The sequence below is a fragment of the Roseibium sp. RKSG952 genome (assembly GCF_009711355.1).
The window spans coordinates 79,422-106,321 of record NZ_SMMF01000960.1 but is presented as its reverse complement, the minus strand read 5'-3'; the positions used below and the strand labels follow the sequence as shown (position 1 = coordinate 106,321).

The following is a 26,900-nucleotide window of genomic DNA, read 5'->3' as shown; positions in this document are numbered from 1 at the left end:
GGCCGGGTATTTTCTTGTTAGCAAAAATTGAATATGACCGGTTTCGTAAGCGGATGCTGGCAAGGTTTTGATTTTGTCCACCATCTGCCAGCGGCGCTGCATAGTGGTTTAACATGTCTGAAAACACTCAAAATGCTGTTGCCAAATCGCAATGCTTGGCGCATTTGCTGCATGGTTTGGCATCCTTTGGCAAGCGGAACCGGAAAATATGCGATATCAGGTGCGGACGCGCGGATATTGCACCGAAACCAGGAAAACGGGCGAGGGCATGAGCCTAGGCATCTCGAAAGACAAAACCGGCCGAGCGCCGCGCATACTTTTCTACAGCCATGATACGTTCGGACTTGGGCATCTGCGACGCTCGCGCGCTCTGGCGGCGGCGATGACACAGGCCGATCCGCTTGCCTCGGCACTGATTCTGACAGGCTCGCCGGTGGCTGGCCGTTTCACCTTTCCCCGCCGCGTCGATCACGTTCGCCTGCCCGGCGTGACAAAACGGGCTGACGGATCCTATGCCGCACAAACCATCGGCATGGGCATCGATGAAGTGACCGAGCTGCGTTCGGGCCTGATTCAAACCGCTGTGCAGCAGTTTGACCCCGATATTCTGATCGTCGACAAGGAACCAACCGGGTTCCGGGGTGAATTGCTGCCAACGCTTGAACGCCTCGAAAGGTCGCACCGCACAAAGCTGGTTCTTGGCCTGCGCGACGTTCTGGACGAACCCGAGGTTCTGGCCGCCGAATGGGCACGTAAAGAAGCCGTGGCCGCAACCGAGCGCTTTTATCACGAAATATGGGTCTACGGCCTAAAGTCGGTTTATGACCCGACCAAAGGATTGCCGCTTAGCCCCGCCGCGCAATCCCGTATTCACTGGACCGGGTATTTGCGCCGCGATCTTGGTCCGGTCGGTGAACCGCCGGAACAACCTTATATCCTCATCACTCCCGGTGGGGGTGGCGACGGTAAGGCGATGGTCAATCAGGTCCTGTCGGCTTACGAGAAAGACCCTGACCTGTCACCGCGTGCGGTTCTGGTCTATGGCCCCTTCCTGTCGGGCGAGCTTCGGGAAGAATTCGAGACACGTGTTGCCGCGCTGAACGGCCGTGTGACCGCCGTTGGCTTCGAATCCCAGATCGAAACGCTGTTTGCCGGTGCTGCAGGCGTTGTGTGCATGGGCGGCTACAACACCTTCTGCGAGGTGCTGTCCTTCGATAAGCGCGCCGTCATCGTCCCGCGCACCACACCACGGCTCGAACAATGGATCCGCGCCTCGCGTGCCGAGAATCTTGGACTCGTTCGGATGTTGGATGAAACCCGCGACGGGCTCAGTGCAGATGCGATGATCCAGGCGATCCGCAACCTGCCACATCAGCCGCTGCCGTCGCAGGCAATCAGCAGCGGTCTGCTGGATGGGCTGGACTACGTCACCCATCGCATTGACGCCCTTCTGGGTGGGGAACAGGAACGGGCAACCGGATGACCACAACCGAACCCAAACTGGCGGTGCTGGTCAAAGGGTGGCCGCGCCTGTCCGAGACGTTTATTGCACAGGAACTGGTGGCCCTTCAGGATGCCGGGCATCAGTTCGACATCTGGTCGCTGCGCCATCCGACCGATACCAAACGGCACCCGCTGCATGACCGGTTCAAGGGTCAGGTGCATTACCTGCCTGAATATCTTTACGATGAACCCGAACGTGTCTGGGCCGCGCGCGAAGTTGCAAAACGCCTGCCCGGCTACGCCCGGGCCTACGAAATCTGGCGGCAAGACCTGCGCCGTGATCCGACCCACAATCGCATCCGTCGTTTCGGTCAGGCCTGTGTGCTGGCGGCCGAGCTTCCTGCTTCGACCCATGCAATGTATGCGCATTTCATGCACACGCCATCTTCGGTCGCGCGCTACGCTGCCATCATGCGCGACATACCGTGGAGCTTTGCCGCCCACGCCAAGGACATCTGGACATCCCCGGATTGGGAAAAGCAGGAAAAGTTGCAGGCCGCGACCTATGGCGCCACCTTCGGGGCGACCTGCACCGCAATCGGTGCGCGGCATTTGCGCGAGCTGGCCGATGACCCCGCGCGGGTTGAACTGATCTACCATGGGCTTGATCTGTCGCGCTTCCCTGATCCGCCACAGCGGGACCCTCGTTTACCGGATGGTCCATTCCACATGATATCGGTGGGCCGGCTGGTCGAAAAGAAAGGCTTTGACCGGCTGATTGATGCCTTTGCCATGCTGCCATCCTCGCTGGATTGGCACTGGACCCATATCGGTGGCGGTACCCTCGGCAAGGCGCTTCAGGATCGCGCAGCAGCTGCAGGTCTGTCGGACCGGATCACATGGAAAGGCCCGTGTGATCAGCCCGAAGTTATTGCCGAAATGCGCAAGGCCGATCTGTTCGTTCTGCCCAGCCGCATTGCCGAGGATGGTGACCGCGACGGTTTGCCGAATGTGCTGATGGAGGCCGCTTCGCAGCGTCTGCCCATCCTCTCCACACCCGTATCGGCTATCCCCGAATTTATCGAAACCGGTGTCCACGGCATCCTAACCGATGATGATCCCGCTGCTTTGGCTCAGGCAATCACAACGCTGGCCAATAATCCCGGCGCAGCTGAGCGGATGGCAAAGGCGGCCTATGATCGCCTGATCGCCGAATTCCGCATGGATCCCGGTATCGCACGCCTGTCCGAACGCCTGAACGCATTGTGCATGGAAGAGGCCTGATGGCCCGGGTCGCCTTCTATGCTCCGATGAAGTCACCCCAAAGCCCGGTTCCTTCGGGTGATCGCGAAATGGCCCGGAACCTGATGCATGCGATCGGTGCACAGGGCGATAGGGTCGATCTGGTCTCCGAATTGCGGATCTACGACAAAATAGGCGACAGCACCATTCAGGACAGGCTGCGTACAGCGGCCGAGGCGGAGGCTACACGCCTAGTCGCGGAAATGCCCGGGGATACCGATCTTTGGGTGACCTACCACAACTACTACAAAGCCCCTGACCTGCTGGGTCCAAAGGTCGCCCACGCGCGCGGCATTCCGTATGTACAGCTTGAAAGCACACGTGCGACCAGCCGACTTACGGGGCCATGGTCCGGCTTTGCGCAATCTGCGCACGATGCCTGTGACGCGGCACAGGTGATTTTCTATCACACCGCCAACGACCTGATCACGCTAAAGCGGGAGCGGTACGGCAATCAAACCCTGTCCGAGCTGCCACCCTTTCTGCCCATTTCCGAACTTCCCGGTGCGTCTTCCTGCAACGGGCCGATGCTGGCGGTGGGGATGATGCGCCACGGCGACAAATTCGCCTCATATGAAATTCTGGCCGACACGCTGGAACATCTCTCTGGCGACTGGCAGCTGAACATCGCAGGCGATGGCCCTGCCCTTGCCGAGGTCGAGACCCTGGTGGCACCCTTTGATGATAGGGTACAGTTTCTGGGTCAGCTCGATCGTACCGCATTGCAGAAGGTGTACGAAACCGCTTCGATGCTTGTCTGGCCCGGTGTGAACGAGGCCTATGGAATGATCTATCTGGAAGCGCAGGCAAGCGGCCTGCCAGTGGTGGCGCAGGATCGCCCCGGTGTCCGCGATGTGCTGATGTCAGCGGACCATCCTGCCATTGAAACGGGTGCAAAGGGGCTGGCCAAACGAATTCAGACATTGCTGGCCGATCCCGCATTGCGTCAGTCCGAGGGTGCGAAGGCGCGGGCCTATGTTGCCCAACGCCATTTGATCCCATCTGCAACAGAACGGTTCTGGGCCACAGTTCGACCCCTGCTGGAGAAACACTCATGAGCAAACTGGCACTGCTGCGTCATGGCCATACCGACTGGAACCGCGCGGGTCGCATTCAGGGCCGCAGCGACATTGCACTTGATGAGCAGGCGCGCGCTGAATTGGCCGGGTACCAACTGCCGGACCCGTGGAACACGGCCTCGCTGTGGGCAAGCCCACTTGGCCGCGCCTTTGAGACGGCGCAACTGGTGGCTGGCCATGATCCACAGACTTCAGATGCGTTGATCGAGATGAACTGGGGCGACTGGGAAGGACAGCGCGGCGTCGACCTCATCGAAGAGGCGGACAGCGGCTATCGCCACATCGAAGACTGGGGCTGGGATTTCCGCCCCCCGAATGGCGAAAGCCCTGCGGAGCTCTGGGCGCGTCTCGAGCCGTGGGTGTCGGGATTGCAGAACGATGCAATTGCCGTGTGCCATATCGGTATCATGCGGGTCATTCTGGCAAAAGCGTGGGGTTGGGATTTCTCTGGTCCCGCCCCGTTCAAGATCAAACGCAACCGCCTTTTCGTCGTGGATCTCGACACGATGGCCCCGGTGCCTGAACCCGTCCGCCTGACGCCGCGCGAGGTGTCCGCATGAGGGTGATGATCGTCGTCACCCATCTGCTGGGAACCGGTCATCTGAGCCGGGCCCTGACCCTTGGCCGTGCCTTCGTTGAACAAGGGCATGACGTGTTTGTGGTCTCCGGCGGGATGCCCGCACCGCAGCTGGACACCAGCGGAATGACTTTGCTTGGTTTGCCGCCCCTGCGATCAGACGGCACCGATTTCACGCGACTTCTGACCCAGACCGGCGACATCGCCACGCCAGCCTATCAGGAGGCTCGCGCCAATGCGCTGATACAGGCTGTCGGCAGCTTTCAGCCTCAGATTCTGATAACCGAGCTTTATCCGTTCGGACGCCGCAGTCTGGCGGCAGAGTTTCAGGCCGCACTTGAGGCCGCACAGGAGCTCCCATCACGCCCCGTCATTCTGGGCTCGATCCGCGATATCCTCGCGCCGCCCTCGAAGCCCTCAAAGGCAGAACGTGCCGATGAGGTTGTGGCACAGTATTATGACGGAATTCTCGTGCACTCTGATCCCCGGATCACGCCGCTGGACATCAGTTGGCCGGTATCCGAATCTCTGGCGGACCGGCTGCACTATACGGGTTTCGTTGCGCCCTCTGCGCCATCACCCCATCCCGAAAGCATCGGATCGAACGAGATTCTCGTCAGCGCTGGTGGAGGCTCGGTCGGACAACCGATCTTTCGCGCGGCCATCGAAGCCGCCCGAAAGATGCCCAACACGCGCTGGCGCATGTTGATCGGCGGCCAGGACGCCACCGCCCGTATCTGTGAACTGGCACAGCTTGCCGGTGATGCACCTGTAACACTTGAACCGGTACGCCCTGATTTTCGCCAGATGCTGCCGCTGGCCAAGGCATCGGTCAGCATGTGCGGCTACAACACTGCGATGGACCTGCTGCAATCCGGCACTCCGTCCGTTCTGATACCGTTTGACGATGGCAAAGAAGTCGAACAGGGCCTGCGGGGGCAAAGCCTCGCACAACTTCCGGCAATCGAGGTTCTGCCCAGCAGTGAATTGAACGGACAAAGCCTGTCTGATGCGCTGATGCGCGTCATCACGGACGGGCCGCGCGACGCGATGCGGCACGGCTTTGACGGTGCGAAGCGATCTGTTGAAATCGCGACAGGCATACTGGAGCCCAGACAATGACCCCAGACTGGCGCCCCCTGCACGCAGAACTGGAAGAATGGCAGGCCCGGGGTCTGACCCTTCCGCTTTGGTGGCGAGATGATGACGCGGTGACCCCAACCCCACAACTGAATGTTTTAACCGATCTGAGCAACCGTCTCGACCTGCCCGTCCATCTTGCCGTCATTCCCCGCGATGCGGATCAGGCACTGTCAGAATATATGGCCAGAGAACCCGCTCTGATCCCTGTCGTACACGGCTGGGCGCATCAAAATCACGCTCCGAAAGAGGAAAAGAAGGCCGAATTCCGCCTGCACCGCTCGCTGGATGACATCACTGCCGATGCAAAAGCGGGCCTGACAAGACTACGGGAGCTGTTTGGTGAAACGCTGCGACCGATGTTCGTTCCCCCGTGGAACCGAATTGATTCAGAGGTTGCCGCCGAGCTTCCGGGGATGGGGTATCGTGTTCTGTCGACTGCCACGCCACGAAAGGCCGCAAACGCGGCACCCGGACTGGAACAGATCAACACCCATCTTGACCCCATAGACTGGCGCGGTACGCGCGGTTTGGCGGCCACGGATATGCTGATCGCCAAAACCGTCCAGTTACTGAAAGACCGCCGAGAAGGTTCTGCAGATAACACCGAACCCTTTGGCGTGTTGACCCATCACCTTGTTCATGATCAAGACATCTGGACCTTTACCGAAGATTTACTGCGCAGACTTCTGGACGGTCCGGCAACCGTCTGGACAATGCCGCGCGACTGACTACTCAAGGAGTTCCCGATGAGCCGACTGGATTCCATGCTGCGCCGCCTGACCGCGCAGCGCGATGGTCTGAACTGGGCTGCCGCACAGATCAATGGCGTCGACGGCGATGTTCTGGATATGGGGCTCGGGAATGGCCGCACCTATGATCACCTGCGCGAAATCCTGCCCGGCCGCCGGATTTGGGTGATGGACCGTGTGCTGCAATGCCATCCCGACAGCACTCCGCCAGCCGAGGACTTTCTGCAGGGCGAGGCTGAACCGATGCTGGAAAAACTGGCACAAAACGGTAGCGGCATTGCAATGGCGCATTACGATTTCGGACGCGGCATCAAATCCGAAGACGTGGCCGAGGCCGCGCGGCTCAGTCCGATGATTGCCAAGGTGATGTTGCCGGGTGGATTGCTGATCTCTGGCCAGCCTCTGGTGGGCTTCGATCAGATCAAAGGGCCCGAGACAATCGCCCCGGACCGTTATCTGTTCTATCGCACCTGAACGGCCCTTTGTCAGGCGACCCGACGACCTCGGGACCAGACTGCACTCAGCGCCGGAACACCGGCACGCATCCTAAACCGGATCAAATCGGCGCGGGTTCCGGCCCGCAATTCTCCACGGTCAGTCAACCCGGCGGCCTGTGCAGGGGTAAGCGTGACGGTTTTCATACCCCTTGCCAGATCACCCCACATCTCGCCCAGCATCGCTGCGGAAAGCAGCAGCGCTGACGGCACGTAATCCGAAGACATGATGTCCAGATGGCCAAGCTCGGCCAGCTCGCGCGCCGCCACATTGCCCGAATGCGACCCACCCCGGATGACGTTCGGTGCGCCCATCATCACCTTGATACCGTGATCATGGCAGGCGCGTGCGGCCTCGACTGTGGTTGGAAACTCGGCAAGGCGAATACCGTGGCCTGCCGAGACACGAACCTGATCCTCGGTCGTGTCATCGTGGCTGGCCAGCACCGCGCCAAAGCGGCGGGCTGCCTTGACCGTTTCGACCTCGTGCCGGTCACCGTTCCGGTCCCGCAACCCCTGCAACTGGGCGATATGCTGCTTGAACATATCGTCATCCATGCTGTGCTTGCCCTGTACGTAAGCCTTGAGTTTTGAGAGGTCGCGAAACTGCCTCTGCCCCGGTGTATGATCCATCAGAGACACCAGACCGACGCGATCCTCGGGGCCGAACTCGTCCAGCTCATCAACCAGCGTCTCGGAACAAACTTCGGCCCGCAAATGCAGGAAGTGGCTGATCTTCAGCGCATCCTGTTCCCGCAACTGCCACAGCTCTTCGGACAATCCGCGCGCATATTTCAAATACCGGGCCTGGCCACTGGGGATCGATCCCACACGCATGGCGTCAAACACTGTCGTGATACCCGTGCTTGCCAGTTCAGCATCATGCGCGATGATCGCTGCTGCATGAGGCCAGTCCACTTTCGGGCGTGGCTGAATATGACGTTCCAGATTGTCGGTGTGCAGCTCGACCAGACCGGGACTGATATAGTCCCCCTCACAATCGATCGCGCCCGCAGGAACCGAGTTACCCGTATCGATTTCGGTGATGTTCTCGCCGACAATCCGGACACTGCCGGTTACAGTTTCTTCGGGCAGAACAAGCGTGGCATTGGCAAGGATCAATTCTTCTGTCATCTGAACTTCACGTAGTTTGAACTATTGGGTAGGCCACGCAATAGGAGGCCAATGTGACATTCACGCGATACGCGATCTATTTTGCGCCACCCGCCGATGCGGACTGGACGAAATTCGCAACCAACTGGCTGGGTTGGGACATGGAAACCGGATCCGAGGCGGCGCATCCGGTCATCGATGGTATAGATGTGGCCTCGGTTACCGAAACTCCGCGCAAATATGGGTTGCATGCCACTATGAAACCGCCCTTCCGCCTGTACCAGGGGCGGTCGGTAACCCAGCTGCAAGATGCTTGCGCGCAACTTGCTGCGTCTTACGCCCCGATCTCGCTGGATGGTTTGGAGATTGCGCGGTTGGGCCGTTTCCTGGCTCTGCGCCCTCACGGCAACACCGGCCAGCTTGGGGAGCTGGCTGCTGCCTGCGTGCGTGACCTCGACCGGTTCCGGGCACCCGCGACCGAGGATGAACTGGCCCGCCGCCGGGCTGCGGGCCTGTCCATGGAACAGGATGCCAACCTGACCAACTGGGGCTACCCTTATGTTCTGGACTCGTTTCGCTTTCACATCACGCTCAGCGGCAAACTGGACAAGCCCACGCTGAGTAGTGTTCAGGCGACGCTGGAAACCCATCTTGGTCCGCTGTTGCCCACTCCTTTCCGGATCAATGATCTGGCACTGACGGGCGAGGCTGATGACGGTCGGTTTCACCTGATCCATCGCTACGCCCTCTCCGGCTGAAGACCGGTCAGGATTTCATTCACCGTGTCATCAAGCGATCCGGAGTTATCGACTTCGATAACCCGGTTCAGACCTTCAGGCAGCGGTGCCCTGGCCCGGCCCAATCGACGCATCTGCTCTGCCGCGCTTTCCCGGCCGCGCGACGAAAGACGCTGCGCCAGAACCTCTGCATCAGCAGTTAGCGAAACCACGATCAACTCACCAAACTCGTCCTGCGCCTGCAGCAACACGGATCGCGACAGATTGACCAGAACGGCCTTTGCCTCTCGCCGCTGCTCCGCAATCTCTTGCGGAATTCCATAATGCAGACCATGTGCAGGCCAGTGCAAAGCAAATGCGCCATCCAGCAGCATCTGCTCGAACATATCGACCGAGACCCTCTCAAATTCTTCGCCTTCTTCACCTTCAGGACGCGTGATAACCCGCCTAACCCGCTGAATGCCGTTGGCCCGCGCCTCCAGCGCCTCCATCACGCTGTCCTTGCCGACCCCGGAAGGTCCGACAACCGCTATGACAGGCGCCAGCCTCATGCGGCCACCCCCGGCGTGAATTCCGAAACGTTGACCTCGCGATCGCAAACCCGTTCCCGCGCATCTACATCGTGAAAGATCCCGACAATTGCTGCACCGCGTTCCTTTGCCTCTTTGATCAGCGACAGAACGGTTTCCCTGTTCTGTGCGTCCAGGCTGGCCGTGGGTTCATCCAGCAGCATCGCGGGGTATTCATGCGCAAATCCGCGCGCAATGTTCACCCGCTGCTGTTCACCGCCCGAGAATGTTGTCGGGCTGAGGGTCCACAAACGTTCAGGTATGTTCAACCGCTTCAGCAATTCAGCCGCCTTGTCCAGCGCCGCCCGCTTCTCACAACCCACAGCCAATAAAGGCTCTGCCACGACTTCGAGCGTCGGCACCCGCGGCACGACGCGCAGAAACTGGCTGACATAACCAAGCGTTTCCCGGCGCAGCGCCAGAATCTCGCGCGGCTCGGCTTTGGCCACATCCAGCCCACCCACCAGTACCTGACCAGATGCGGCTAGATAGTTACCATAGATCACCCGCATCAGCGTCGATTTGCCTGCGCCTGACGCACCGGTCAGGGCAACACATTCTCCGGGGGCAACCTTTAGCGAAGCGCCTTCCATCACCGGGATTACCGCACTGCCCTGATTGTGCAGGGTGAAGCTTTTGCTCACGTCCTTGAGTTCAATCATCTTCCTCGCCCTCACACCTGCAGCACGCTGGAGACCAGCAATTGAGTGTAGGCATGCTGTGGATCATCCAACACTTGATCGGTTAGCCCGGCCTCGACCACGTGGCCATCTTTCATCACCATCAACCGGTCCGCCAAAAGGCGAACCACCGCCAGATCATGGGTTACAATGATGGCGCTCAGCCCCATTTCGCGCACCAGCCCGCGCAGCAGGTCCAGCAAACGCGCCTGAACCGAAACATCCAGCCCACCCGTTGGTTCGTCCATAAACACCAGCCGGGGGCCGGTCACCAGATTGCGCGCAATCTGCAGGCGCTGTTGCATCCCGCCCGAAAACGCTGTTGGCCGTTCATCAACCCGCGCCGCTTCAATCTCGACCCGCCCAAGCCAGTCGATTGCCTTATCGCGGATATCACCATAGTGCCGGTCACCGACGGCCATCAGCCGCTCTCCGATGTTGCCCCCGGCACTGACCGACATGCGCAGACCATCACGCGCATGTTGATGCACGAAAGCCCAGTCCGTTCGGCTCAGCATCCGACGCTCGGGTTCCGACATGGTGACCGTATCCACCAGCCCATCGGCACGGGTGTCAAAAACCACCTGCCCTGCGTCGGGTTCAAGATGCCCGGCCAGACAATTCAGCAGCGTCGACTTACCCGATCCGCTTTCACCGACAATCCCCATCACCTCACCGGGATAGAGATCGAAATCTACATCAGTGCATCCGATCCGCGCGCCATAGCGTTTCTCGATGCCTTTGACCTGCAACAGGGGGGTCATGCCGCGTCCTCCTCGGCCAGTCGGCCCACATGGCCCGCCTCGCGGCGTGACCGGCAATAATCGGTGTCCGAGCAGACAAACATCCGGTTGCCTGCGTCATCCATGATCACCTCGTCCAGATAGCTGTCTTCGGCCCCGCACAGGTCGCAGGGATGATTGGCCTTGGTCGCCTCAAACGGGTAATCCTCGAAGTCAAGGCTCACGACCTTGGTATGCGGGGGTACCGCGTAAATCCGCTGCTCGCGCCCCGCACCAAACAGCTGGATCGCATCCATCTCAAGCTTGGGGTTGTCGAATTTCGGGATCGGCGACGGGTCCATGACATAGCGATCCGAGACTTTCACCGGATAGGCATAAGCGGTCGAGATCGCGCCGTGCTGGCTGATGTCCTCATACAGCTTAACATGCATCAAACCGTATTCCTCGAGGCTGTGCATCTTGCGCGTTTCTGTCTCGCGCGGTTCCAGAAAGCGCAGAGGCTCCGGGATCGGCACCTGATAGACGATGATCTGATCCTCGCGCAGCGTTGCCTCGGGGATACGGTGGCGCGTCTGGATGACCGTTGCCTTCTCGGTCTCTTCCGTGGTCTCAACACCTGCAGTGTTTTCAAAGAACTTACGGATAGAAACGGCGTTGGTCGTATCATCCGCACCCTGATCGATCACCTTGAACGTATCCTCGGGCGTCAGGGTTGCGGCAGAAACCTGCACTCCGCCCGTACCCCAGCCATAGGGCATCGGCATCTCGCGGCTGGCGAAAGGCACCTGATAACCCGGCACCGCCAGCCCTTTGAGAATGGCGCGGCGGATCATTCGTTTGGTTTGTTCATCCAGATAGGCGAAATTATACTCGCTCATAGGAAACCTCTTTCGGTCAACTCAATCTCCAACGCTCGCGGAGTGGTAAAGTGAATGCCGTCCATGCCGACAGCGCGCGCGCCTTCGACATTGTGCAAACCGTCATCAATGAACACGCAGTCCTGAGGCGCGATACCTGCTCGTTCGCAGAGCAGCTCGAAAATCCGCGCGTCGGGCTTCATCACACCCTCCTGCCCCGAAACGACAAGCGTTCCGAAAACATCGCCAAGACGCGGATGAACCTTCAACCCTTCCGGCCAAGTTTCAGCTGACCAGTTGGTGATGGCATGAACCGGAGTTCCCTGCGTCTTAAGCCGCTCCAGCACATCCCATGTACCATGGATCGGGTTTTCAACGGTGCGCGTGTACAGTTCGACGTAAGCGGCAAACAGGGTTTGATCCTGCGGGTCCTCAAGTTCCTGCGCCAGATCGGCGAAGCGTTCGCCGTTGTCTCCGCGGGCGTTACGCGTCAGGAAATCCGTGCGCTCAATGAACGCGTGTGCGGCCTCTTCTGAGCCCAATACTTCAACCCAGGCAAGATGCGGCTGCCAGTCAATCAGCACGCCACCGATATCAAAAACGACGGCCTTCATTCCGCTGCCTCCTTCGGTGTGATCCGCTCTTCGGCCTCACGGCGCAGTTTGCGGACCAGTTCCAGCTCGGATTGGAAATCCACGTAATGCGGTAGCTTGATGTGTTCGAGGAATCCGGTGGCCTGAATGTTGTCTGAGTGGCTGAGGACAAATTCCTCATCCTGCGCAGGGGCGCCAAGATTGTCCTCACCCAATTCTTCCCAGCGCAGGGCACGGTCTACCAGAGCCATGGCGATGGATTTACGTTCCGACTGGCCGAATACCAGCCCATATCCGCGCGTGAACTGCGGCGGTTCGGTTTTGGAACCCTTGAACTGGTTCACCGTTTCGCATTCGGTCAACTCGATCTCGCCGATCTCAATGGCAAACCCCAGTTCGGGGATATCCATCTCAACAGCGACCTTGCCGATCCGCAACTCTCCGACAAAAGCGTGGTTGCGGGCATAGCCACGCTGAGTTGAGTAAGCCATGCCCAGCACAAACCCCTCATCCCCGCGTGTCAGGGATTGCAGGCGCAGTGGCCGGTTTGACGGAAATTCCATCGGCTCGCGCGTTAGGTCTCCCGGTGTTGCGTCGCTGGGCGGTTCGTCCTGAATGATATCCTCACCCTTGAGGAACTCGGTGATATGCGGTGTTGGCTCTTGCCGGGCAGAACCTTTGGGCGCAGCAGCCACCTCTCCGTCAGCGGCCAGTTTGAAATCCAGCAGACGGTGCGTGTAATCAAAGGTCGGGCCCAGCACCTGCCCCCCTGGCGCATCCTTGAAAGTGGCTGAGATACGGCGATCACACGCCATGTCACCTGTTTCAACCGGATTGGAATAACCAAATCGCGGCAGTGTCGTGCGATAGGCCCGGATCAGGAAAATCGCCTCTATCAGATCGCCGCGCGCCTGTTTGATCGCCAGCGCCGCAAGATCAGGATCGAACAGGGATCCTTCGGCCATCACGCGGTTCACGGCAAGGCTCAGTTGTTCCCGGATCTGCGCAAGGCTCAGTTCGGTAACATCCGTTGATCCGCGCCGTTCCTCAGCCAGCCAGGCATGGGCGTTTTCGATGGCCTTCTCACCACCTTTGACAGCAACATACATCGCTTAACCCTCCGCCCTGATCTGCGTGCTGCGCGGCAATGCCGCGACTTGCGTTCCGCTGGTGAAAAAGAAGTCGCATCCCAGTGGGTAGAGCGCTGCATTGCCTTGCAGGACAGCGATATCCGGAAGCGAAAGATGCGCCACGTCCCTGATGCCTGGCCCGCTGAGTGCCGCACCCTGCTGTTCGAGCGCATCGCATTCCACGATCAGCGTGGCAGACCGGTCAGGATATTCCGACGTACCGATCTGGTAGGTGTTCAGCGGTATGAGATCATCCCAGCGACCCACCGCAAAATCGGCCTCGGCTGCCGCAACAATCGGCGCGCCGGTATGGAAGGTCAGCCATTTCCGCACCGCTTCGGTATCAGCCTCCCCGGAAAGATGAACGCGGGTTTCAGGATCACATAGGGTCAACAGCAACGTACCCGCCGCGATGGACAAAGGTGCAGGGGGCTCAGCACCAATCAGGTCACGAATCTCTCCGGGTCGCGCCATGACGGTCATTGCCGCACGAAAGGCATGTGAGGCATCAACCGGAGCATTTCGGAAACCGCCCGAGAATTGGGTTTGTGCGTTCATTGGTCTTCTCCGCGTACCATGGTGAAGAACTCGACTTTGGTGGCCGCTGCCTTGGCCGCACGTGCCGTTTTGGCGGCCTGCATCTGCATCGTCAGCGGATCGATCACTTTTGCCCGGACCATGTCGGCAGACCCGGTCTGCATCAGCGCATCGACCAAAGCTGCCATCCGGGCCTTATCCCGGGACCTGCCCTGCACATAGCCGTGCCCGACCGTGCCATCCTCCAGCACCAGTGAGCATCGCGTCACTGTCATCTCACCCAGATTGAACGGGGCACCCGTGCCGCCTGTGCGACCGCGCACCATGACGCCACCGATTTCGGGCGCTCGCAGCCATTCATATGTCGGGTTCAGCTGCAGGCCGTCCCATAGTGCCATCAGGGCATCCTGCGGCGCCCGGGCCAGCACACCCATCCATGCTTGCCGCGCTTCGGCTGATTTATCTGTCTGTTCCACCATCAAAGCCTCTTGGCCAGGTTGTCTATTTTTACTATACAACTAGACAAATATTACACCTGTCGATCTCGAGTCGCAATCTCCTCAGCCGTGAAGTTTTTATGACATGAGCAAAACACCGATCTGGAAAAGCATCGCTCTGACCCTGACCTCGGACATTGCCGAGGGCCGCTACAACACTGGCGACCGACTGCCCACCGAGGCGCAATTAGCCGCCACCCATGGCGTAAACCGGCATACCGTCCGACGGGCGCTGTCCGATCTGGCCGAGCGCGGGCTGGTCCATGCCCGGCGCGGTGCAGGCGTTTTTGTTTCGGCTCGCCCCACCGACTACCCGATTGGCAAACGTGTCAGATATCACAAGAACATCTCGGCCAGCGGCAAGATTCCGGGCAAACGGGTGCTGGCCCTGACAACCCGCGCGTCTGATGAGGCCGAGGCCGAAGCGCTCGGCCTGCAAACAGGTGACCCGGTTCATGTCTATGACGGCTTGTCTCTGGCTGACGGGCAACCTGTGGGTCTGTTTCAGAGCGTCTTTCCGGCAGAGCGATTTCCCGATCTGCTGGATGCCCTGTCCGAAAATGCATCGGTTACAAAGGCCCTACAAACCTGCGGGGTGCCGGATTACACCCGTATTTCGACCCGCCTGACCGCACGATCCGCCAGCGCAACGCAGGCACTGCATCTGCATTTGACCGAAGGTGCCCCCGTGCTGCATTCGCTGGGGGTAAACGCTGATCCTGACGGACAGCCCGTTGAATATGGCAAGACCGTATTCGCTGGTGAGCGCGTGACACTTACCCTAAGCGATGAATAACAGGTGTGCTCCCGCCCGTCTTCAACCTCCTGACGGAGGCCTCATCCCGTTGGGCATAGCGCCGCGCTATGCGCGGCGCCGGGCCCAAGGCCGCCAAGGGGTATCGGCGCAGCCGATGTCCCTGTGGGCGCGGGAGCTGTCTTGGCTGATTAGATCACGCCTCGTGTTTTTCCAGAAATGCTTCGGCAGACATGGCACGGAAATCTGGCAGGGCAGTACGAAGCCTGCTGTTGTCCCAATCCCACCAGGCCAGTGCCATCATGCGATCTGCAATATCCTCGGAAAAGCGGCGGCGCACCGGTTGTGCAGTAACACCAGCAACAATCGTGTAGGGCGCTACATCCTTGGTGACAATCGCACCAGAGGCGACGACCGCGCCATGGCCTATGGTAACCTCGGGCTTGATGATCGCGGCATGACCAATCCACGTGTCATGGCCGATAAACGCTGTGCGACCCGCGCGATGGGCAAACCAGTCGGCATCGTCCTCGGCATCGTCCCAATAGTCAGCTGACCGATAGTGGAAATGATGCAGCGAGGCTTTTTCTATCGGATGATCGGTCGCCCCGATCCGAGTGAAGCTGGCGATGTTCGCAAACTTGCCGATCCGGGCATTGGCGATGTCGCAGGTTCGGTCGCAATAGGAGTAATCGCCGAACTCGGAATTCGCCACGCGGGTACCGGCACCGATCTCGACAAACTCGCCAAAGATGCTGCCGGCAATCTGGCAATCGGGATGGATGAACGGCTGGTCGGAACGCAGTCGCGCCATGGTCTTTTTGTCCTTGTTCTTAGGTCACGGCAATAGGAACGGCTTGCCCTTGCGATCCCGCGGCTTGCGCGTCTTTCCGGTTTCACCCTGGATCAGACGTCTGCGCAGCCAGCCCGAGAACCAATCCATCAGCATCACCATCAGGATGATCAGGACGATGTAGTAGGCAACCTCTTCCCAGTCTTTTTGCGTGATGATGGCCTGCGTCAGCAGCAGACCGATCCCGCCGCCAGTGATCGCACCGATCACGGTGGCACTGCGGGTGTTGGATTCGAGGAAGTAAAGCAACTGGCTCAACAACACCGGAGTGATCTGCGGGATCACCCCAAAGCGATAGCGCTGTGGCGCGTTCGCTCCGGTGGATTGCACACCTTCCATCTGCTTCTGATCCACATTTTCCAGCGCCTCCGAGAAAATCTTGCCGAATGTGCCTGTGTCCGTCACCAGAATGGCCAGCGCGCCCGTCAACGGGCCGGGACCAAAGGCCCGGGCCAGAACAACCGTCCAGATAAGCGCATCCACGCCACGGACAAAATCGAACACCCGGCGCGTGACAAAGCGTACCGACCGCAACGGATTGAAATTGCGCGTCGCCATGAAGGCCAGCGGCAATGCGATCAGGCCAGCCCCAAGGGTTCCCAGAAAGGCCATCAGAATGGTCTCAAAGATCGCCCAGGCTACATCCTGATGCCGCCACATCTTGTTGGTCCAGAAGTCATTGAAGATCGCACCGGCTTCACCTGATGCGGCACGCCCCATCAACTCCGAGAAGGATTTTCCGTAATACGGGCTATCCAGCGTGAACCAGAACAGCTCCCAACCAGTGAAATAGCGGAATACTTCTGATCGGTTGCGGGTAACCGTCAGACGGCCCGCATCCGTCGTGATTGCCAAACGGTTCTTGGAGACATTGATCCATTCAGGCACATCCCCTGACGGCAATTCCGCCTGCACGCCAGCGGATCGGCTGGGTGTCGCGCGTACCCTTCCGTAACCCGGGATGTCGTACTCGACCGACTCGGGACCAAATCGCACAACGTGTCCGTCTTCCAGATCGATTACGGTCGTCTCACCCAACACGACCCAATCCGGCGCGGTCCCCTCGGGATAGGCACCCTTCCGCTCGCCCTCGATGGCAACCGAAACTTCACCATTGCGGTTGTCGCGTTCGACATGGGTTTTGTAGCTGTAGCTGTCCGAAACCAGCGTCTTGCCGTTTTCCCAATTGGCGCGTTCGGCCAGACCGGGCACGTCAAAGGCGAAGAAGACATAGATCAGGTACAGGACAACCAATCCCGGCAAACCAAAGTTCACGATACGCTTACGGCTGAACAGGCGGTCAGCCTCGGCCTTGAGGTCATCTATCGACAGGTCGGTGGCAAAGGTACTCATGCCGTAGCTCCTTTTTCCGACCCGTGGGTCAGGCGATCGCGCAGCAGCCCGGACAGCTGATCCACGATAACGATGGTGACGAAAAGCAGGATGAAGATGGCCGCGGCCTCATCGTAACGCCCCTGCCCCCAGGACATGGCGTTGCGCAACTCGTAGCCCAGACCGCCTGCGCCCACGAAGCCCAGAATGGCCGAGGCGCGAATGTTGATCTCAAAACGCAGCAGGGCGTAGCTGACATAATTCGGACCGACTTGCGGGATCACGCCCAGATACATGCGCTGCGACCAGTTGGCCCCGACCGACTGCAACCCTTCAACCGGTTTTAGCGAGGCGTTTTCATTGACCTCTGAGAACAGCTTGCCCAGCGCGCCCGCCGTGTGAATGGCAATGGCGATCATCGCCGGGATCGGGCCACCACCCAGAATGAAAATCAGAACCAGCGCGATCACGATCTCGGGTATGGCACGGAAAATATCCGAGATCCGGCGGAAGACCGGGATCAGGGATGGCCAAAGCGCCATGCCCCGCGTCGACATCAGTGCCAGAAACGTTCCGCCGATCGTCCCGACCAAAGTCGCCGCCGCCGCGATGTTCAGCGTCTCGATCAATGCGGGAAAAAACTCGACAAGGTTCGCCGGCATAGCGCCGATCTTTTCCCAAGCTTCCGACAGCACCTCTGCCGGATAGTCCAGAATGCGATGCCAGCCGTCGGTGAAGCTTCCCGCATTGCGGCTGTCAGCGGTGCGGAATCCCGCAGCCATCAAAGCCACGAACAGGATCAGAAGGATACCACCATAGACCCTCTTGCGTCGCGTCATCGCTGTATATTCATCGCGGATCTGATCGACGCTTTGGGACCCTGCAGTCAGGTCTGTCATGGAATGCTCCTGAGGGGAAAACGGGGTCCGGTTCAATACCAGACCCCGATCATTGGATAGGCAGGCTTAGTTGGACTTCAGCTTGCGTGCTTCGATGATGATTTCGTAGGCGTCATGCGTGATCGGCTCGAACGCTTTTGCCTCACCCGCGGCAACACCGTAGAAGCATTCGCGGTCTTTCTCATGCAGGCCAGCCATCAGGGCAGTCATCTTTTCTTTGACATCCGCAGGCAGCGCGGTGCGCAGAACTACCGGACCTTCCGGGATCGGCTTGGATTTCCAGATTTCGACCATGTCGTTCATGTCGACCAGACCGGCATCAACAGCGCGGCGCAGGGCGCCCGAGTTGTAGCCGTCTTCCCAGTTGCCCAGACCGTCAGCCCAGGTAACGCCACCGTCTACGTCGCCATTGTTGACCGCAACGATGGTCTGCTCGTGACCGCCGGTGAACTTCACTTCACCAAAGTAGTCGCCCGAATCCATGGTCGCACCAGTGGCCTGCGGGATTTCGATCGACGGGATCAGATAGCCCGAGGTCGAGTTCGGGTCGCCGAAACCAAAGGTCTTGCCCTTCATGTCGTCAAGCGAGGTGATGCCGCTGTCCTTGCGTGCAAACCCGATCGAGTAGTAGCCGTAGCCGCCGTCGACATTCACTTTGACCAGAACCGGCTCAACCGCCTCAGGATCGCTCAGATAGGTTTTTGCGTAGCCCGACGCGCCCAACCATGCCATGTCGATGGTGCCGCCCAGCAGACCCTGAATAACGCCGTTATAGTCGGCAGGGGCAAACAGCTTGGTCTCAACGCCCAGCGCTTCTTCGGTGTATTCCCGCAGGCACTCGTTGTTGTTCAGACGGTCCTGAGCGTTTTCGCCGCCCAGAATACCGATGCGGAACTCGCTGATGTCCTGAGCCATTGCAGGTGCGGCCATGGCAGTGGTCGCAACAAGGGCAGCCATTAGTTTTTTCATCTGTCTCTCTCCAGTTTGATTACCCCGACCTCTCATCGGGCCGGGCGATGAAAGGTGGTGGGGGTGGCTCAGATGGTGGCCTCGGCTTCCATCAGGGCCTTCTGGGTGGCGTCGAGCGTTTCGATCTCGGTCGATGTCGCCTCTTCCGAGAAGCTGGCGTCGGCGCCATAGATTTCGCGGGCAACCCCGGTGGTCAGCTGCTCGGGCAACCCGTCAAACACGATGCGCCCGTCGCGCATGCCAACCACGCGATCGCAATAGCGACGCGCGGTATCCAGCGTGTGAAGGTTTGCAATGACAGTGCGGCCGTCCTCTTCGTGGATACGGCGCAGGGCCTGCATCACGACCTGTGCATTCATCGGGTCCAGCGAGGCAATCGGCTCATCCGCAAGAATGATGCTGGGATCCTGCATCAGAGCGCGTGCGATGGCGACGCGCTGCTGCTGGCCGCCCGACAAGGCTTCGGCCCGCTTAGGCGCATGCTCGGCAATGCCCAGGCGGTCCAGGATATCGATTGCCCGGTGGATATCCTCCATCGGGAACAGGTTGAACATTGTGGCCAGGGTCGAATGCCGGTTCAGCGTCCCGTGCAGAACGTTTGAGACAACATCAAGGCGGGGTACCAGATTGAACTGCTGAAAGATCATCGCACAGTCGGCCTGCCATGCGCGCTTGTCGCGACCTTTCAGTTGGGTGATGTCCCGACCTTCAAACAGAATCTGACCTTCACTCGAATCCGTCAGGCGGTTGATCATCCGCAGCAGTGTCGACTTGCCTGCACCGGACCGCCCGATAATTCCGATCATGCACGGCTTGTCTACATCAAGCGTCGCAGCATCCACGGCAACATTTTCGCCGAAGCGCTTGGTCAGTTTTTCTATGCGCAGCACGTGCCACCCCCAAATCGTGTTGGGGGGTCAGCTAAAGCTCGGAATCAACGGCTGTGTGTCACTGCGATGAAAGTTTTGTAACGGCGGCGGGTGGGCTGCCCTTCAGCCAACGGTCAGATCAGTGCCAGCGCGACTGTATCTTCCGAGTGGATGTAAAACGGTGTTAGTGGGGCTCTTCCATCGACAGAACCAGCGAACAGGGCAGCAGGTGAAGGAATGTCACCGCTGATCTCGGCGTTCGCGTATCTTCGAAACCGTTCCGCCGGGTCCTCGGCCAGACCCACTGCCGCCAATGACAACTCCTGACGCTCATAACCACCATTCGCGGCTCGCTCGCAGATATCCGCGCAAAGATTCTCGCGCTGGCTACGCAGGCCTGCCCTGCTTTTACCTACAGTGCTGTCTCCGCCCAAAAGAACAAAAGCCATCGCCGCAGTAGCACGATCGCAATCTGGCTGCTTAACGATCCATCCGATGACAGGCAGCGCCGAATCCAGATCAGGGTTCATTCCCCGGATCAGTTCGGGCCAGAAATCCGGATCACGGTATTCTTCAAGCCAGTTGAGAAACCCATTGTCACCGATCGAGATTTCAAAACCCGGGTCGGGAAGGGTGTATCGCCTGTCAAGAAAACGCAGTTCGGCTGAGAGGGTCGTATAGACGAGGACTGCAATGAAATGCGGCAGGCGGGCTGCGCCCTCTGCATGCGGATAGGGCTTTAGATTCGACCAATTACCGAAATCGGTCAGATATTCATGATCGAGCATCGCACGATCAAGGGTCTTGCTACCCAGTTCTTCCATGTAGCTTCTGGCGCTGCGCTGAATGGACATGACCCAGCCGCTCAAATGCGGGTGGGCAGTCATCGCATCGATCACATCACCCTCATCCCCGTACATGGCAAGATGCGCAATACTCAGCGCTTTGCGCTCGACCGGTGCAAGACTTGCCCAATCGGGAATCAGCGAAAAGTCGGGTTTCTCCGCACCACTCACTTTTGCCCGAGCCATGATCAGCCCGATTGGCAACCAGCACATCATTTTTCGGCCACGTTTACTGAGCTGTTTTGAGTAGAGCACATCCTTCCGGCCTTTTTCATAATCGGCCTGCACCTGCGCGTCTTTTCTGGATGACCTGAAACCGAACATTGCCCGTTCCCCGAATTAATTCATCTCTTCATATAGTTATGAAGATACGGGTCAGACAATCCGAGTACAGGTCCTAAGTCCTCAACTGAAATCAGAATGTGCGGTGAACAGCACAGGTTGTTGCAGACCAATGCGCAGCCCCACAATGCACCGCGTTAACGCAGATACGACTGTCCGCGACCGCAAAAACCACCTATATCAGCCGCAACGCACTCCAATCCACGAGGCCAGCATGAGCTTTGACCGCAGCATCAAGATCGCTCCGTCGATCCTTTCCGCCGATTTCGCCAATTTCGGGCAGGAGATTCAGGCCATCGAGGCGCAGGGCGCCGACTGGGTCCATGTCGACGTGATGGACGGGCATTTCGTTCCGAACCTGACCTTTGGTCCGCCAGCAGTAAAAGCCTTTCGGCCACATGTGAAAACTGTAATGGACGTGCATCTGATGATCACTCCGGTCGACCCTTACATTCAGGCCTATGCTGACGCCGGGGCTGATATCCTGACGGCCCATGTCGAGGCCGGACCTCACACCCATCGCACGCTGCAAGCAATCCGGGCAGCCGGAATGAAAGCCGGTGTCGCACTGAACCCCGGCACTCCGGCCGAAGCGGTTGAGCATCTTCTGGACCTTGCAGATCTTGTCTGCGTGATGACAGTGAACCCGGGGTTTGGCGGTCAGAAATTCATCGACATGACCGACAAGGTCCGCCGACTGCGGTCGATGATCGGAGACCGCCCGATCCACATCGAAATCGATGGCGGTGTCGACCCAAAAACCGCCCCACTGGTCGCAGCAGCTGGCGCTGATGTTCTGGTGGCCGGTTCAGCGGTCTTCAAGGGTGGCTCCGTATCCAATCCCGAGGTGTATGGCGAAAACATCCGCGCCGTTCGTGCGGCGGCAGAAACGGCGCTCGACTAACATCGGCACTCTCCCGCCAGTCGTTAATGTTCCTGACGGAACATCTCCGTCTGTTGGGCCCGGCATCGCGCGTTGCGCGATGCCGGGCCCAAAACCACTGGCTGGATTAGTAAAGCCAATGTCGCGCGGACGCGAAAGAGCTCCGTGCTTTATCTTGCGGAACCGCGCTTGAACACTCCTGCTGCCGTGGCGATCAAAACGCCATCCTCACTGTGCAGTTCTCCATAGATATGGGCCAGCTTGCGACCGCCTCCTGACGGTCGTCCCACGGCGGTCACCCGGCCGCTTCTGATTGCTGCAACGTAGCTGGTGTTCAGCGAAAGCGTCAGCACCATGGGATGCTCTGCGCGATCGAACCAGGCAGAAGCCGTGTTCCCACATGCCACATCCAGCAACATGGCGATGATCCCGCCATGCAGAATGCCCTGACTGTTCAGGTGATCCTCACGGATCGTGAGGTGACAGCGAGCACATCCCTCGGGGTTGGACAAATCAATCTCGAACCCCACCGCATTCTGGCAGCCCGACCGCCGGACCCGTGGGTGATCTCCGTCATTCTGTTTCAAGTGCACTCCACCGCTCCGAACATAACCTGCGAGCCAACACTGCGATCAGCCAATGCGTTTTGCAATACGGCTACGGAGTTGACGGCGTGCATCCACGCCTTCCATCGAGACTACATCTGACGCTCTCGCCAGCCGACGGCAGATTCTCAACCAGCTTTGTTCAGATCGTCAAATTTACGCCCTTCAGCCACCAGCTGCTCCAGCAAAGGTGCCGGTTGCCAGAAATAGTCATCTTCCTGCGACCAGTTCCGGATATCTGACAACACCCCCGCCAGCCCTTGCAGATCAGCCCATTTCAGTGGTCCGCCGCGATAACGCGGAAACCCGTAACCATAGAGCAGCGTCACATCCACATCCAACGGACGGCGCGCGATACCTTCGCCCACGACCCTAGCAGCCTCATTGACCATGGCGGTCATATACCGGCGTACAATTTCCTCATCAGAAAAATCCCGCGGCGTGATCCCCTGCGCGGCACGATCCGCCTCGATCAACGGCATCACATCCGGGTTCGGCACCCCCCCACGCTTGCCCTGCTCGTAGATGTAGTAGCCCTTGCCGGTCTTTTGACCGAAATGACCGTCCTCGCAGAGCTTGTCTGCGTATGAGCTGTCGCGTGCACGTGGATCCATCCCCTCGGTCCGACGGCGCTTGCGCCCCGCCCAACCGATATCCAGACCCGCCAGATCCGACACCGCAAACGGCCCCATGGCAAAACCGAAATCCGTCAGCGCCTTGTCGATCTGATACGGGCTGGCACCGTCCAGAACCATGTGATCGGCACAGGCGCGATAGGTATTCAGGATACGGTTGCCGATAAAGCCGTCACAAACCCCCGCCCGCACTGAAACCTTGCGCAGCCGCTGCCCCAGGGCAAACCCGGTTACAACCACGTCAGGCGCGGTTTTGTCCGCGACCACAATCTCCAGCAGCTTCATGACATGCGCGGGCGAGAAGAAATGCAGCCCGATCACATCCTCTGGCCGACTGGTCATTGCCGCGATCTCGTTCACATCAAGATATGAGGTGTTGGTCGCCAGAACCGCACCCTTTTTGCAGACCTCATCCAACTGGGTGAAGACCTGCTTTTTGACCGCCATGTCTTCGAACACGGCTTCGATCACCAGATCAACACCGCTCAGCGCACCGTAGCCGGTGGCAAGCTCAAGCTTGTTCTCCAGAATGTCGTCGTGGTCTTCCTTGCTCAGCTTTCCACGCTTCACGGCCCCGGCCAGATTTCCTGCGATCCGCTCCTTTGCTGCTATTGCAGCCGCATTGGACATTTCCAACAGAACAACGGGTAACCCCGACAGCAAAGCCGCCGTGGCAATCCCCGCACCCATCGTACCGCCACCGATCACACCGATCTGATGCACCATTCGCGGGTCCACGTCTTTCAGTTCCGGCAGCTTTCCAACGGTGCGTTCAGCGGCAAAGGCATGCCTCAGACCTTTGCTCTGATCCGACACCAAAAGATCTTGGAAAAACTCTCGCTCACGCGCCATGCCGTCCGCAAAACTCTCGGCTTCGCAGCAGGCCTGCACAGCGCGCACCGCAACCGCCGGAGACAACTGACCACGGCCTTTCTTCAACTCGGATTCATAGGCAGCATCGAAATCTACCGGATCAGGAACAGGCAATTCACCCACGGCGCGGCGTGGCGCATCCACGTCAAGCAACTCCCGGGCATAGGCCAAACCAATGTCGCGCGGTTCGCCGTCCTCAACCTTATCGACAACGCCCAATTCCAGAGCCTCATCAGCCTGCACCTGCCGTCCCGTGGTGATCACATCCAATGCGGCCTCGACACCGGTGATGCGGGGTAGGCGCTGTGTCCCGCCTGCACCGGGAATGATTCCCAGCTTGACCTCGGGCAGTCCGACTTTGGCCGAGGGGACAGCGATGCGATAATGGCAGGACAATGCAACCTCCAGCCCGCCTCCCAACGCCGTTCCATGCAAGGCTGCGACGACAAGCAATGGCGACGCCTCGATCCGATTGCACAGCGATGGCAAAAAGGGTTCCAGAGGTGGTTTGCCGAATTCACGAATGTCTGCCCCGGCAAAAAAAGTCCGGCCTTTGCCGTATATCAGAACGGCCTTTGCCCCCTCGGTTTCGGCGCGTTCGATCCCGGCCAGCAGGCCACGACGCACGTCAACACCCAGCGCATTGACTGGCGGGTTGTTTGCCGCAAGCACCGCGATTTCGCCGATACGTTCATATTCGACTGCCTGGGACATCAGCCCTGTCTCCTCTTTCAAATCAGCATTCACGATGCATGATTTCACTATGCGGAATTGCATTTCGCAATAAATTGAACGCACCGAAAGGTATGTTCAACCCCATAAAGGGGACAATCGGGGATTCGTGCTAGGTTGATCAGCGTATCCGGCGCAAACTCCGGACCTACAGAGAATTTTTAGAACAGGGAGCTTTATTATGTGTGATGTTTGCGTGATGAACGCCGTGAAAGACAGGATGCTGTCCCGGCGGTCATTTTTCAAAGGCGGTGCCGCAATGGCCGCCGGAGCGACACTGGGAACTGCAGCCGGAACACCTGCAATGGCACAGGGCCATGGTGAGGTTGTGGATATGACCCATGTCTATGACGCCGAATTCCCGACCTATTTCGGGGAACCCGGGATCGAGGCGACCCAGGCCTTCAATTTCAAGGACCATGGCTTCAATCTGTTCAATCTGGCTGTGAACGAACACACAGGTACGCATATTGATGCCCCGCTACACTTCTCTGCCGATGGTCAGTCCGTCGACGAAATCCCGGTCTCAAATCTGGTTTGCCCGCTGTGCGTTGTGGATATCGCCGAGCGCGCGCAGGATGATCCGGATACGCAGGTCACGCCTGATGATCTGAACATCTGGATCGACACCAATGGCCCGTTCCCCGAAAGGTTCTGCATTGCCATGCATTCCGGCTGGGGGCCCAAAACCGCAACCCCCGGGTTCCGGAATGCCGATGGCGAAGGCAAGATGCATTTTCCCGGCTTCCACGTCGAAGCCGCGCAGATGCTGATGGAAGACACCGGGGCCATTGCAATGGCCGTTGATACGCTGTCGCTGGATCACGGGCCGTCAGCTGATTTCGCGACCCACTATGCCTGGCTGCCAACCAACCGCTACGGTATCGAGAACCTTGCCAATCTCGACAAGGTTCCGGCCACAGGCGCAACGCTGGTTGTTGGAGCTCCAGCCCATCGGGGTGGCTCTGGCGGCCCGGCCCGCATCTTTGCGATGGTTTGATCATGGCAACAGTTCGCCTTTTGACGGACGAAGACGTCAGCGCCGAGGCGCTGGCGGTCTTTGAAGATATTCGCGCCACCCGAGGCACGGAATACATCAACAACTTCTGGCGCGCGCTAGCCCATGACCCCGATCTGTTGCGCGCGACATGGAACCGGTTGAAAACAGTGATGGCACCGGGTGCGCTTGATCCGTTGGTCAAGGAACTGCTTTATGTCGCCGTATCGACGGCAAACAACTGCGAATACTGCGTCCATTCACATTCTGCAGCCGCACGCGCCAAGGGCATGACGGACGAGATGTATGGCGAGTTGCTTGCAGTTATCGCAATGGCGAGCCAGACCAATGCGCTGGCAACAGCCCTGCAGGTGCCGACAGATGAGGTGTTTTCGGCCTGAACCCGCCCGTAAATCTGGCATTTCCAATGCAGATTTGCACGAAACGCACAGCGGCTATTCGCAAACGCGGCTAGCTGCACCGCAGCACAGAGCCTAAGTTCCCCGCGTCGATTTCAGACCAAAAGGGGAACTGCTCATGGCACATTCCACATCTCATCGTTCAGCCGTCATGAACCTGCTGGCGGTCGTCGGCGATATCTTCAACGGTATCTACGAGGCCCTGATCAGCGTTGGGGAAGCCAATGCAAAGGTCCTCAGAATCAAGGCCCTGCACGAGCTGACCGACGAAGAGCTTGCAGCCCGCGGCATCCAGCGCGAGGACATTGTGCGCCTCGTTATGGCAGACGTGTACTGAGCCCCGCCTGCCCGCTACATTTCGGCAACCGCCTGTGCGGCCTTGGAATAGGCGGCTTCACACAGTTCGAAATCAGCGTCCGTCAGCGCCAGTGACGGATAGGTCTTGCCTGCCGATTTGAACATGCCGTTTTGCATCAGGACCGCATTGAACTTCGCGCCTTTGGCCGTATCCGCACCAAACACATCGCGATAATCGCGAATCTCACCATTAGTGAACACGATCTCGAACAGGGTACGGTCTCCGACGATCCGATGCGCGATGCCATGCGCGTCCAACGCTGCCTTGGCCATATCCATCAGCCGCTGCCCAT

General features: G+C 59.0%; 30 protein-coding genes and 1 pseudogene. 13 read left to right on the top strand and 18 right to left on the bottom strand.

Annotated features, from left to right (window positions below; translation table 11 throughout):
* The first annotated feature begins 268 nt into the window (after positions 1-268).
* Genes E1297_RS41770 through E1297_RS41740 form a run of 7 tightly spaced genes read left to right on the top strand, consistent with a single transcriptional unit; the run spans position 269 to position 6,767 of the window.
* Positions 269-1,483, top strand: coding sequence for a glycosyltransferase family protein (locus E1297_RS41770; protein WP_155148866.1), 1,215 nt, complete (start codon positions 269-271; stop codon positions 1,481-1,483).
* Positions 1,480-2,727 carry a glycosyltransferase family 4 protein gene (locus tag E1297_RS41765; RefSeq protein WP_155148864.1) on the top strand — a complete coding sequence of 416 codons (1,248 nt, stop codon included), beginning with the start codon at positions 1,480-1,482 and terminating at the stop codon, positions 2,725-2,727. Before E1297_RS41770 ends, E1297_RS41765 begins: the two co-directional genes overlap by 4 nt.
* Complete coding sequence (locus E1297_RS41760) at positions 2,727-3,803, top strand: glycosyltransferase family 4 protein (RefSeq protein WP_155148862.1); 1,077 nt, start codon at positions 2,727-2,729, stop codon at positions 3,801-3,803. The genes E1297_RS41765 and E1297_RS41760 overlap by 1 nt, the downstream gene beginning before the upstream one ends.
* A complete protein-coding gene (locus E1297_RS41755; RefSeq protein ID WP_155148860.1) occupies positions 3,800-4,384 on the top strand; it encodes a histidine phosphatase family protein in 585 nt (194 codons plus the stop codon). The genes E1297_RS41760 and E1297_RS41755 overlap by 4 nt, the downstream gene beginning before the upstream one ends.
* The gene (locus E1297_RS41750; RefSeq protein ID WP_155148857.1) at positions 4,381-5,523 is read left to right on the top strand and encodes a glycosyltransferase family protein; all 1,143 of its coding nucleotides are present in this window, start codon (positions 4,381-4,383) and stop codon (positions 5,521-5,523) included. Before E1297_RS41755 ends, E1297_RS41750 begins: the two co-directional genes overlap by 4 nt.
* The gene (locus E1297_RS41745) at positions 5,520-6,272 is read left to right on the top strand and encodes a polysaccharide deacetylase family protein (protein ID WP_155148856.1); all 753 of its coding nucleotides are present in this window, start codon (positions 5,520-5,522) and stop codon (positions 6,270-6,272) included. Before E1297_RS41750 ends, E1297_RS41745 begins: the two co-directional genes overlap by 4 nt.
* A gap of 18 nt (positions 6,273-6,290) precedes the next feature.
* Positions 6,291-6,767 (top strand): class I SAM-dependent methyltransferase, encoded by a 477-nt coding sequence (locus E1297_RS41740; RefSeq protein WP_155148854.1) that lies wholly within the window; start codon positions 6,291-6,293, stop codon positions 6,765-6,767.
* 11 nt (positions 6,768-6,778) lie between these two features.
* Here E1297_RS41740 and E1297_RS41735 read toward each other — a convergent pair whose 3' ends face one another.
* Positions 6,779-7,921: an alpha-D-ribose 1-methylphosphonate 5-triphosphate diphosphatase gene (locus E1297_RS41735; RefSeq protein ID WP_155148852.1), complete on the bottom strand. Its 1,143-nt coding sequence runs from the start codon at positions 7,919-7,921 to the stop codon at positions 6,779-6,781.
* 53 nt (positions 7,922-7,974) lie between these two features.
* On the opposite strand from E1297_RS41735, the gene E1297_RS41730 reads away from it, so the two are divergent.
* Complete coding sequence (locus tag E1297_RS41730; RefSeq protein WP_209016317.1) at positions 7,975-8,658, top strand: DUF1045 domain-containing protein; 684 nt, start codon at positions 7,975-7,977, stop codon at positions 8,656-8,658.
* Here E1297_RS41730 and phnN read toward each other — a convergent pair.
* From phnN to phnG, 8 genes are read right to left on the bottom strand one after another with little or no spacing between them, the layout of a single operon-like run.
* Positions 8,640-9,188 (bottom strand): phosphonate metabolism protein/1,5-bisphosphokinase (PRPP-forming) PhnN, encoded by a 549-nt coding sequence (gene phnN, locus E1297_RS41725; RefSeq protein ID WP_155148849.1) that lies wholly within the window; start codon positions 9,186-9,188, stop codon positions 8,640-8,642. The two genes, E1297_RS41730 and phnN, sit on opposite strands and share 19 nt — an antisense overlap.
* Complete coding sequence (gene phnL, locus E1297_RS41720) at positions 9,185-9,868, bottom strand: phosphonate C-P lyase system protein PhnL (protein WP_155148847.1); 684 nt, start codon at positions 9,866-9,868, stop codon at positions 9,185-9,187. The genes phnN and phnL overlap by 4 nt, the downstream gene beginning before the upstream one ends.
* Before the next feature lie 11 nt (positions 9,869-9,879).
* Positions 9,880-10,650 carry a phosphonate C-P lyase system protein PhnK gene (gene phnK / locus E1297_RS41715; RefSeq protein WP_155148845.1) on the bottom strand — a complete coding sequence of 257 codons (771 nt, stop codon included), beginning with the start codon at positions 10,648-10,650 and terminating at the stop codon, positions 9,880-9,882.
* Complete coding sequence (locus E1297_RS41710) at positions 10,647-11,507, bottom strand: alpha-D-ribose 1-methylphosphonate 5-phosphate C-P-lyase PhnJ (RefSeq protein ID WP_155148842.1); 861 nt, start codon at positions 11,505-11,507, stop codon at positions 10,647-10,649. The genes phnK and E1297_RS41710 overlap by 4 nt, the downstream gene beginning before the upstream one ends.
* Positions 11,504-12,100, bottom strand: coding sequence for an HAD family hydrolase (locus E1297_RS41705; protein ID WP_155148839.1), 597 nt, complete (start codon positions 12,098-12,100; stop codon positions 11,504-11,506). The genes E1297_RS41710 and E1297_RS41705 overlap by 4 nt, the downstream gene beginning before the upstream one ends.
* Entirely contained in the window at positions 12,097-13,188 is a 1,092-nt protein-coding gene (locus E1297_RS41700; RefSeq protein WP_155148836.1) for a carbon-phosphorus lyase complex subunit PhnI, read from the bottom strand. The genes E1297_RS41705 and E1297_RS41700 overlap by 4 nt, the downstream gene beginning before the upstream one ends.
* 3 nt (positions 13,189-13,191) lie before the next feature.
* On the bottom strand, positions 13,192-13,767 hold the full coding sequence (gene phnH / locus E1297_RS41695) for a phosphonate C-P lyase system protein PhnH (RefSeq protein WP_155148834.1): 576 nt from the start codon (positions 13,765-13,767) through the stop codon (positions 13,192-13,194).
* Positions 13,764-14,225: a phosphonate C-P lyase system protein PhnG gene (gene phnG / locus E1297_RS41690; protein ID WP_155148833.1), complete on the bottom strand. Its 462-nt coding sequence runs from the start codon at positions 14,223-14,225 to the stop codon at positions 13,764-13,766. Before phnG ends, phnH begins: the two co-directional genes overlap by 4 nt.
* A 103-nt stretch (positions 14,226-14,328) precedes the next feature.
* Here phnG and phnF point away from each other — a divergent pair, with 103 nt between their 5' ends.
* The gene (gene phnF / locus E1297_RS41685; RefSeq protein ID WP_155148831.1) at positions 14,329-15,039 is read left to right on the top strand and encodes a phosphonate metabolism transcriptional regulator PhnF; all 711 of its coding nucleotides are present in this window, start codon (positions 14,329-14,331) and stop codon (positions 15,037-15,039) included.
* A 154-nt stretch (positions 15,040-15,193) separates the two neighbouring features.
* Here the strand turns inward: phnF and E1297_RS41680 are convergent, their stop codons facing one another.
* From E1297_RS41680 to E1297_RS41655, 6 genes are all read right to left on the bottom strand, one after another.
* Positions 15,194-15,811: a chloramphenicol acetyltransferase gene (locus E1297_RS41680; protein ID WP_155148829.1), complete on the bottom strand. Its 618-nt coding sequence runs from the start codon at positions 15,809-15,811 to the stop codon at positions 15,194-15,196.
* Positions 15,812-15,835: 24 nt separating this feature from the next.
* Positions 15,836-17,203: a phosphonate ABC transporter, permease protein PhnE gene (phnE, locus tag E1297_RS41675; protein ID WP_155148828.1), complete on the bottom strand. Its 1,368-nt coding sequence runs from the start codon at positions 17,201-17,203 to the stop codon at positions 15,836-15,838.
* Positions 17,200-18,081, bottom strand: coding sequence for a phosphonate ABC transporter, permease protein PhnE (phnE, locus tag E1297_RS41670; protein ID WP_155148826.1), 882 nt, complete (start codon positions 18,079-18,081; stop codon positions 17,200-17,202). The genes phnE (E1297_RS41675) and phnE (E1297_RS41670) overlap by 4 nt, the downstream gene beginning before the upstream one ends.
* Before the next feature lie 66 nt (positions 18,082-18,147).
* Positions 18,148-19,050, bottom strand: coding sequence for a phosphonate ABC transporter substrate-binding protein (phnD, locus tag E1297_RS41665; protein ID WP_155148824.1), 903 nt, complete (start codon positions 19,048-19,050; stop codon positions 18,148-18,150).
* Between the two features lie 68 nt (positions 19,051-19,118).
* Entirely contained in the window at positions 19,119-19,940 is an 822-nt protein-coding gene (phnC, locus tag E1297_RS41660) for a phosphonate ABC transporter ATP-binding protein (protein ID WP_368669835.1), read from the bottom strand.
* A 113-nt stretch (positions 19,941-20,053) separates the two neighbouring features.
* Positions 20,054-21,088, bottom strand: coding sequence for a DUF4274 domain-containing protein (locus E1297_RS41655; protein WP_155148822.1), 1,035 nt, complete (start codon positions 21,086-21,088; stop codon positions 20,054-20,056).
* Between the two features lie 232 nt (positions 21,089-21,320).
* On the opposite strand from E1297_RS41655, the gene rpe reads away from it, so the two are divergent.
* Positions 21,321-22,010 (top strand): ribulose-phosphate 3-epimerase, encoded by a 690-nt coding sequence (gene rpe, locus E1297_RS41650; protein ID WP_155148820.1) that lies wholly within the window; start codon positions 21,321-21,323, stop codon positions 22,008-22,010.
* Between the two features lie 149 nt (positions 22,011-22,159).
* On the opposite strand, the gene E1297_RS41645 is transcribed toward rpe, so the two are convergent.
* Both E1297_RS41645 and E1297_RS41640 read right to left on the bottom strand, forming a co-directional pair.
* Positions 22,160-22,576 carry a PaaI family thioesterase gene (locus tag E1297_RS41645; protein WP_155148818.1) on the bottom strand — a complete coding sequence of 139 codons (417 nt, stop codon included), beginning with the start codon at positions 22,574-22,576 and terminating at the stop codon, positions 22,160-22,162.
* 146 nt (positions 22,577-22,722) lie between these two features.
* On the bottom strand, positions 22,723-24,816 hold the full coding sequence (locus E1297_RS41640; protein ID WP_155148816.1) for a 3-hydroxyacyl-CoA dehydrogenase NAD-binding domain-containing protein: 2,094 nt from the start codon (positions 24,814-24,816) through the stop codon (positions 22,723-22,725).
* Between the two features lie 199 nt (positions 24,817-25,015).
* Here E1297_RS41640 and E1297_RS41635 point away from each other — a divergent pair, with 199 nt between their 5' ends.
* The 3 genes from E1297_RS41635 to E1297_RS41625 all read left to right on the top strand — a co-directional run bounded on the left by E1297_RS41635 (position 25,016) and on the right by E1297_RS41625 (position 26,587).
* Positions 25,016-25,834: a cyclase family protein gene (locus E1297_RS41635; RefSeq protein ID WP_155148815.1), complete on the top strand. Its 819-nt coding sequence runs from the start codon at positions 25,016-25,018 to the stop codon at positions 25,832-25,834.
* Positions 25,835-25,836: 2 nt separating this feature from the next.
* A complete protein-coding gene (locus E1297_RS41630) occupies positions 25,837-26,232 on the top strand; it encodes a carboxymuconolactone decarboxylase family protein (RefSeq protein ID WP_155148813.1) in 396 nt (131 codons plus the stop codon).
* A 136-nt stretch (positions 26,233-26,368) separates the two neighbouring features.
* Complete coding sequence (locus tag E1297_RS41625) at positions 26,369-26,587, top strand: DUF1127 domain-containing protein (protein WP_155148811.1); 219 nt, start codon at positions 26,369-26,371, stop codon at positions 26,585-26,587.
* Between the two features lie 14 nt (positions 26,588-26,601).
* Here E1297_RS41625 and E1297_RS41620 read toward each other — a convergent pair.
* Positions 26,602-26,900 (bottom strand): annotated as a pseudogene (locus tag E1297_RS41620) (aspartate aminotransferase family protein); the annotation flags it as partial.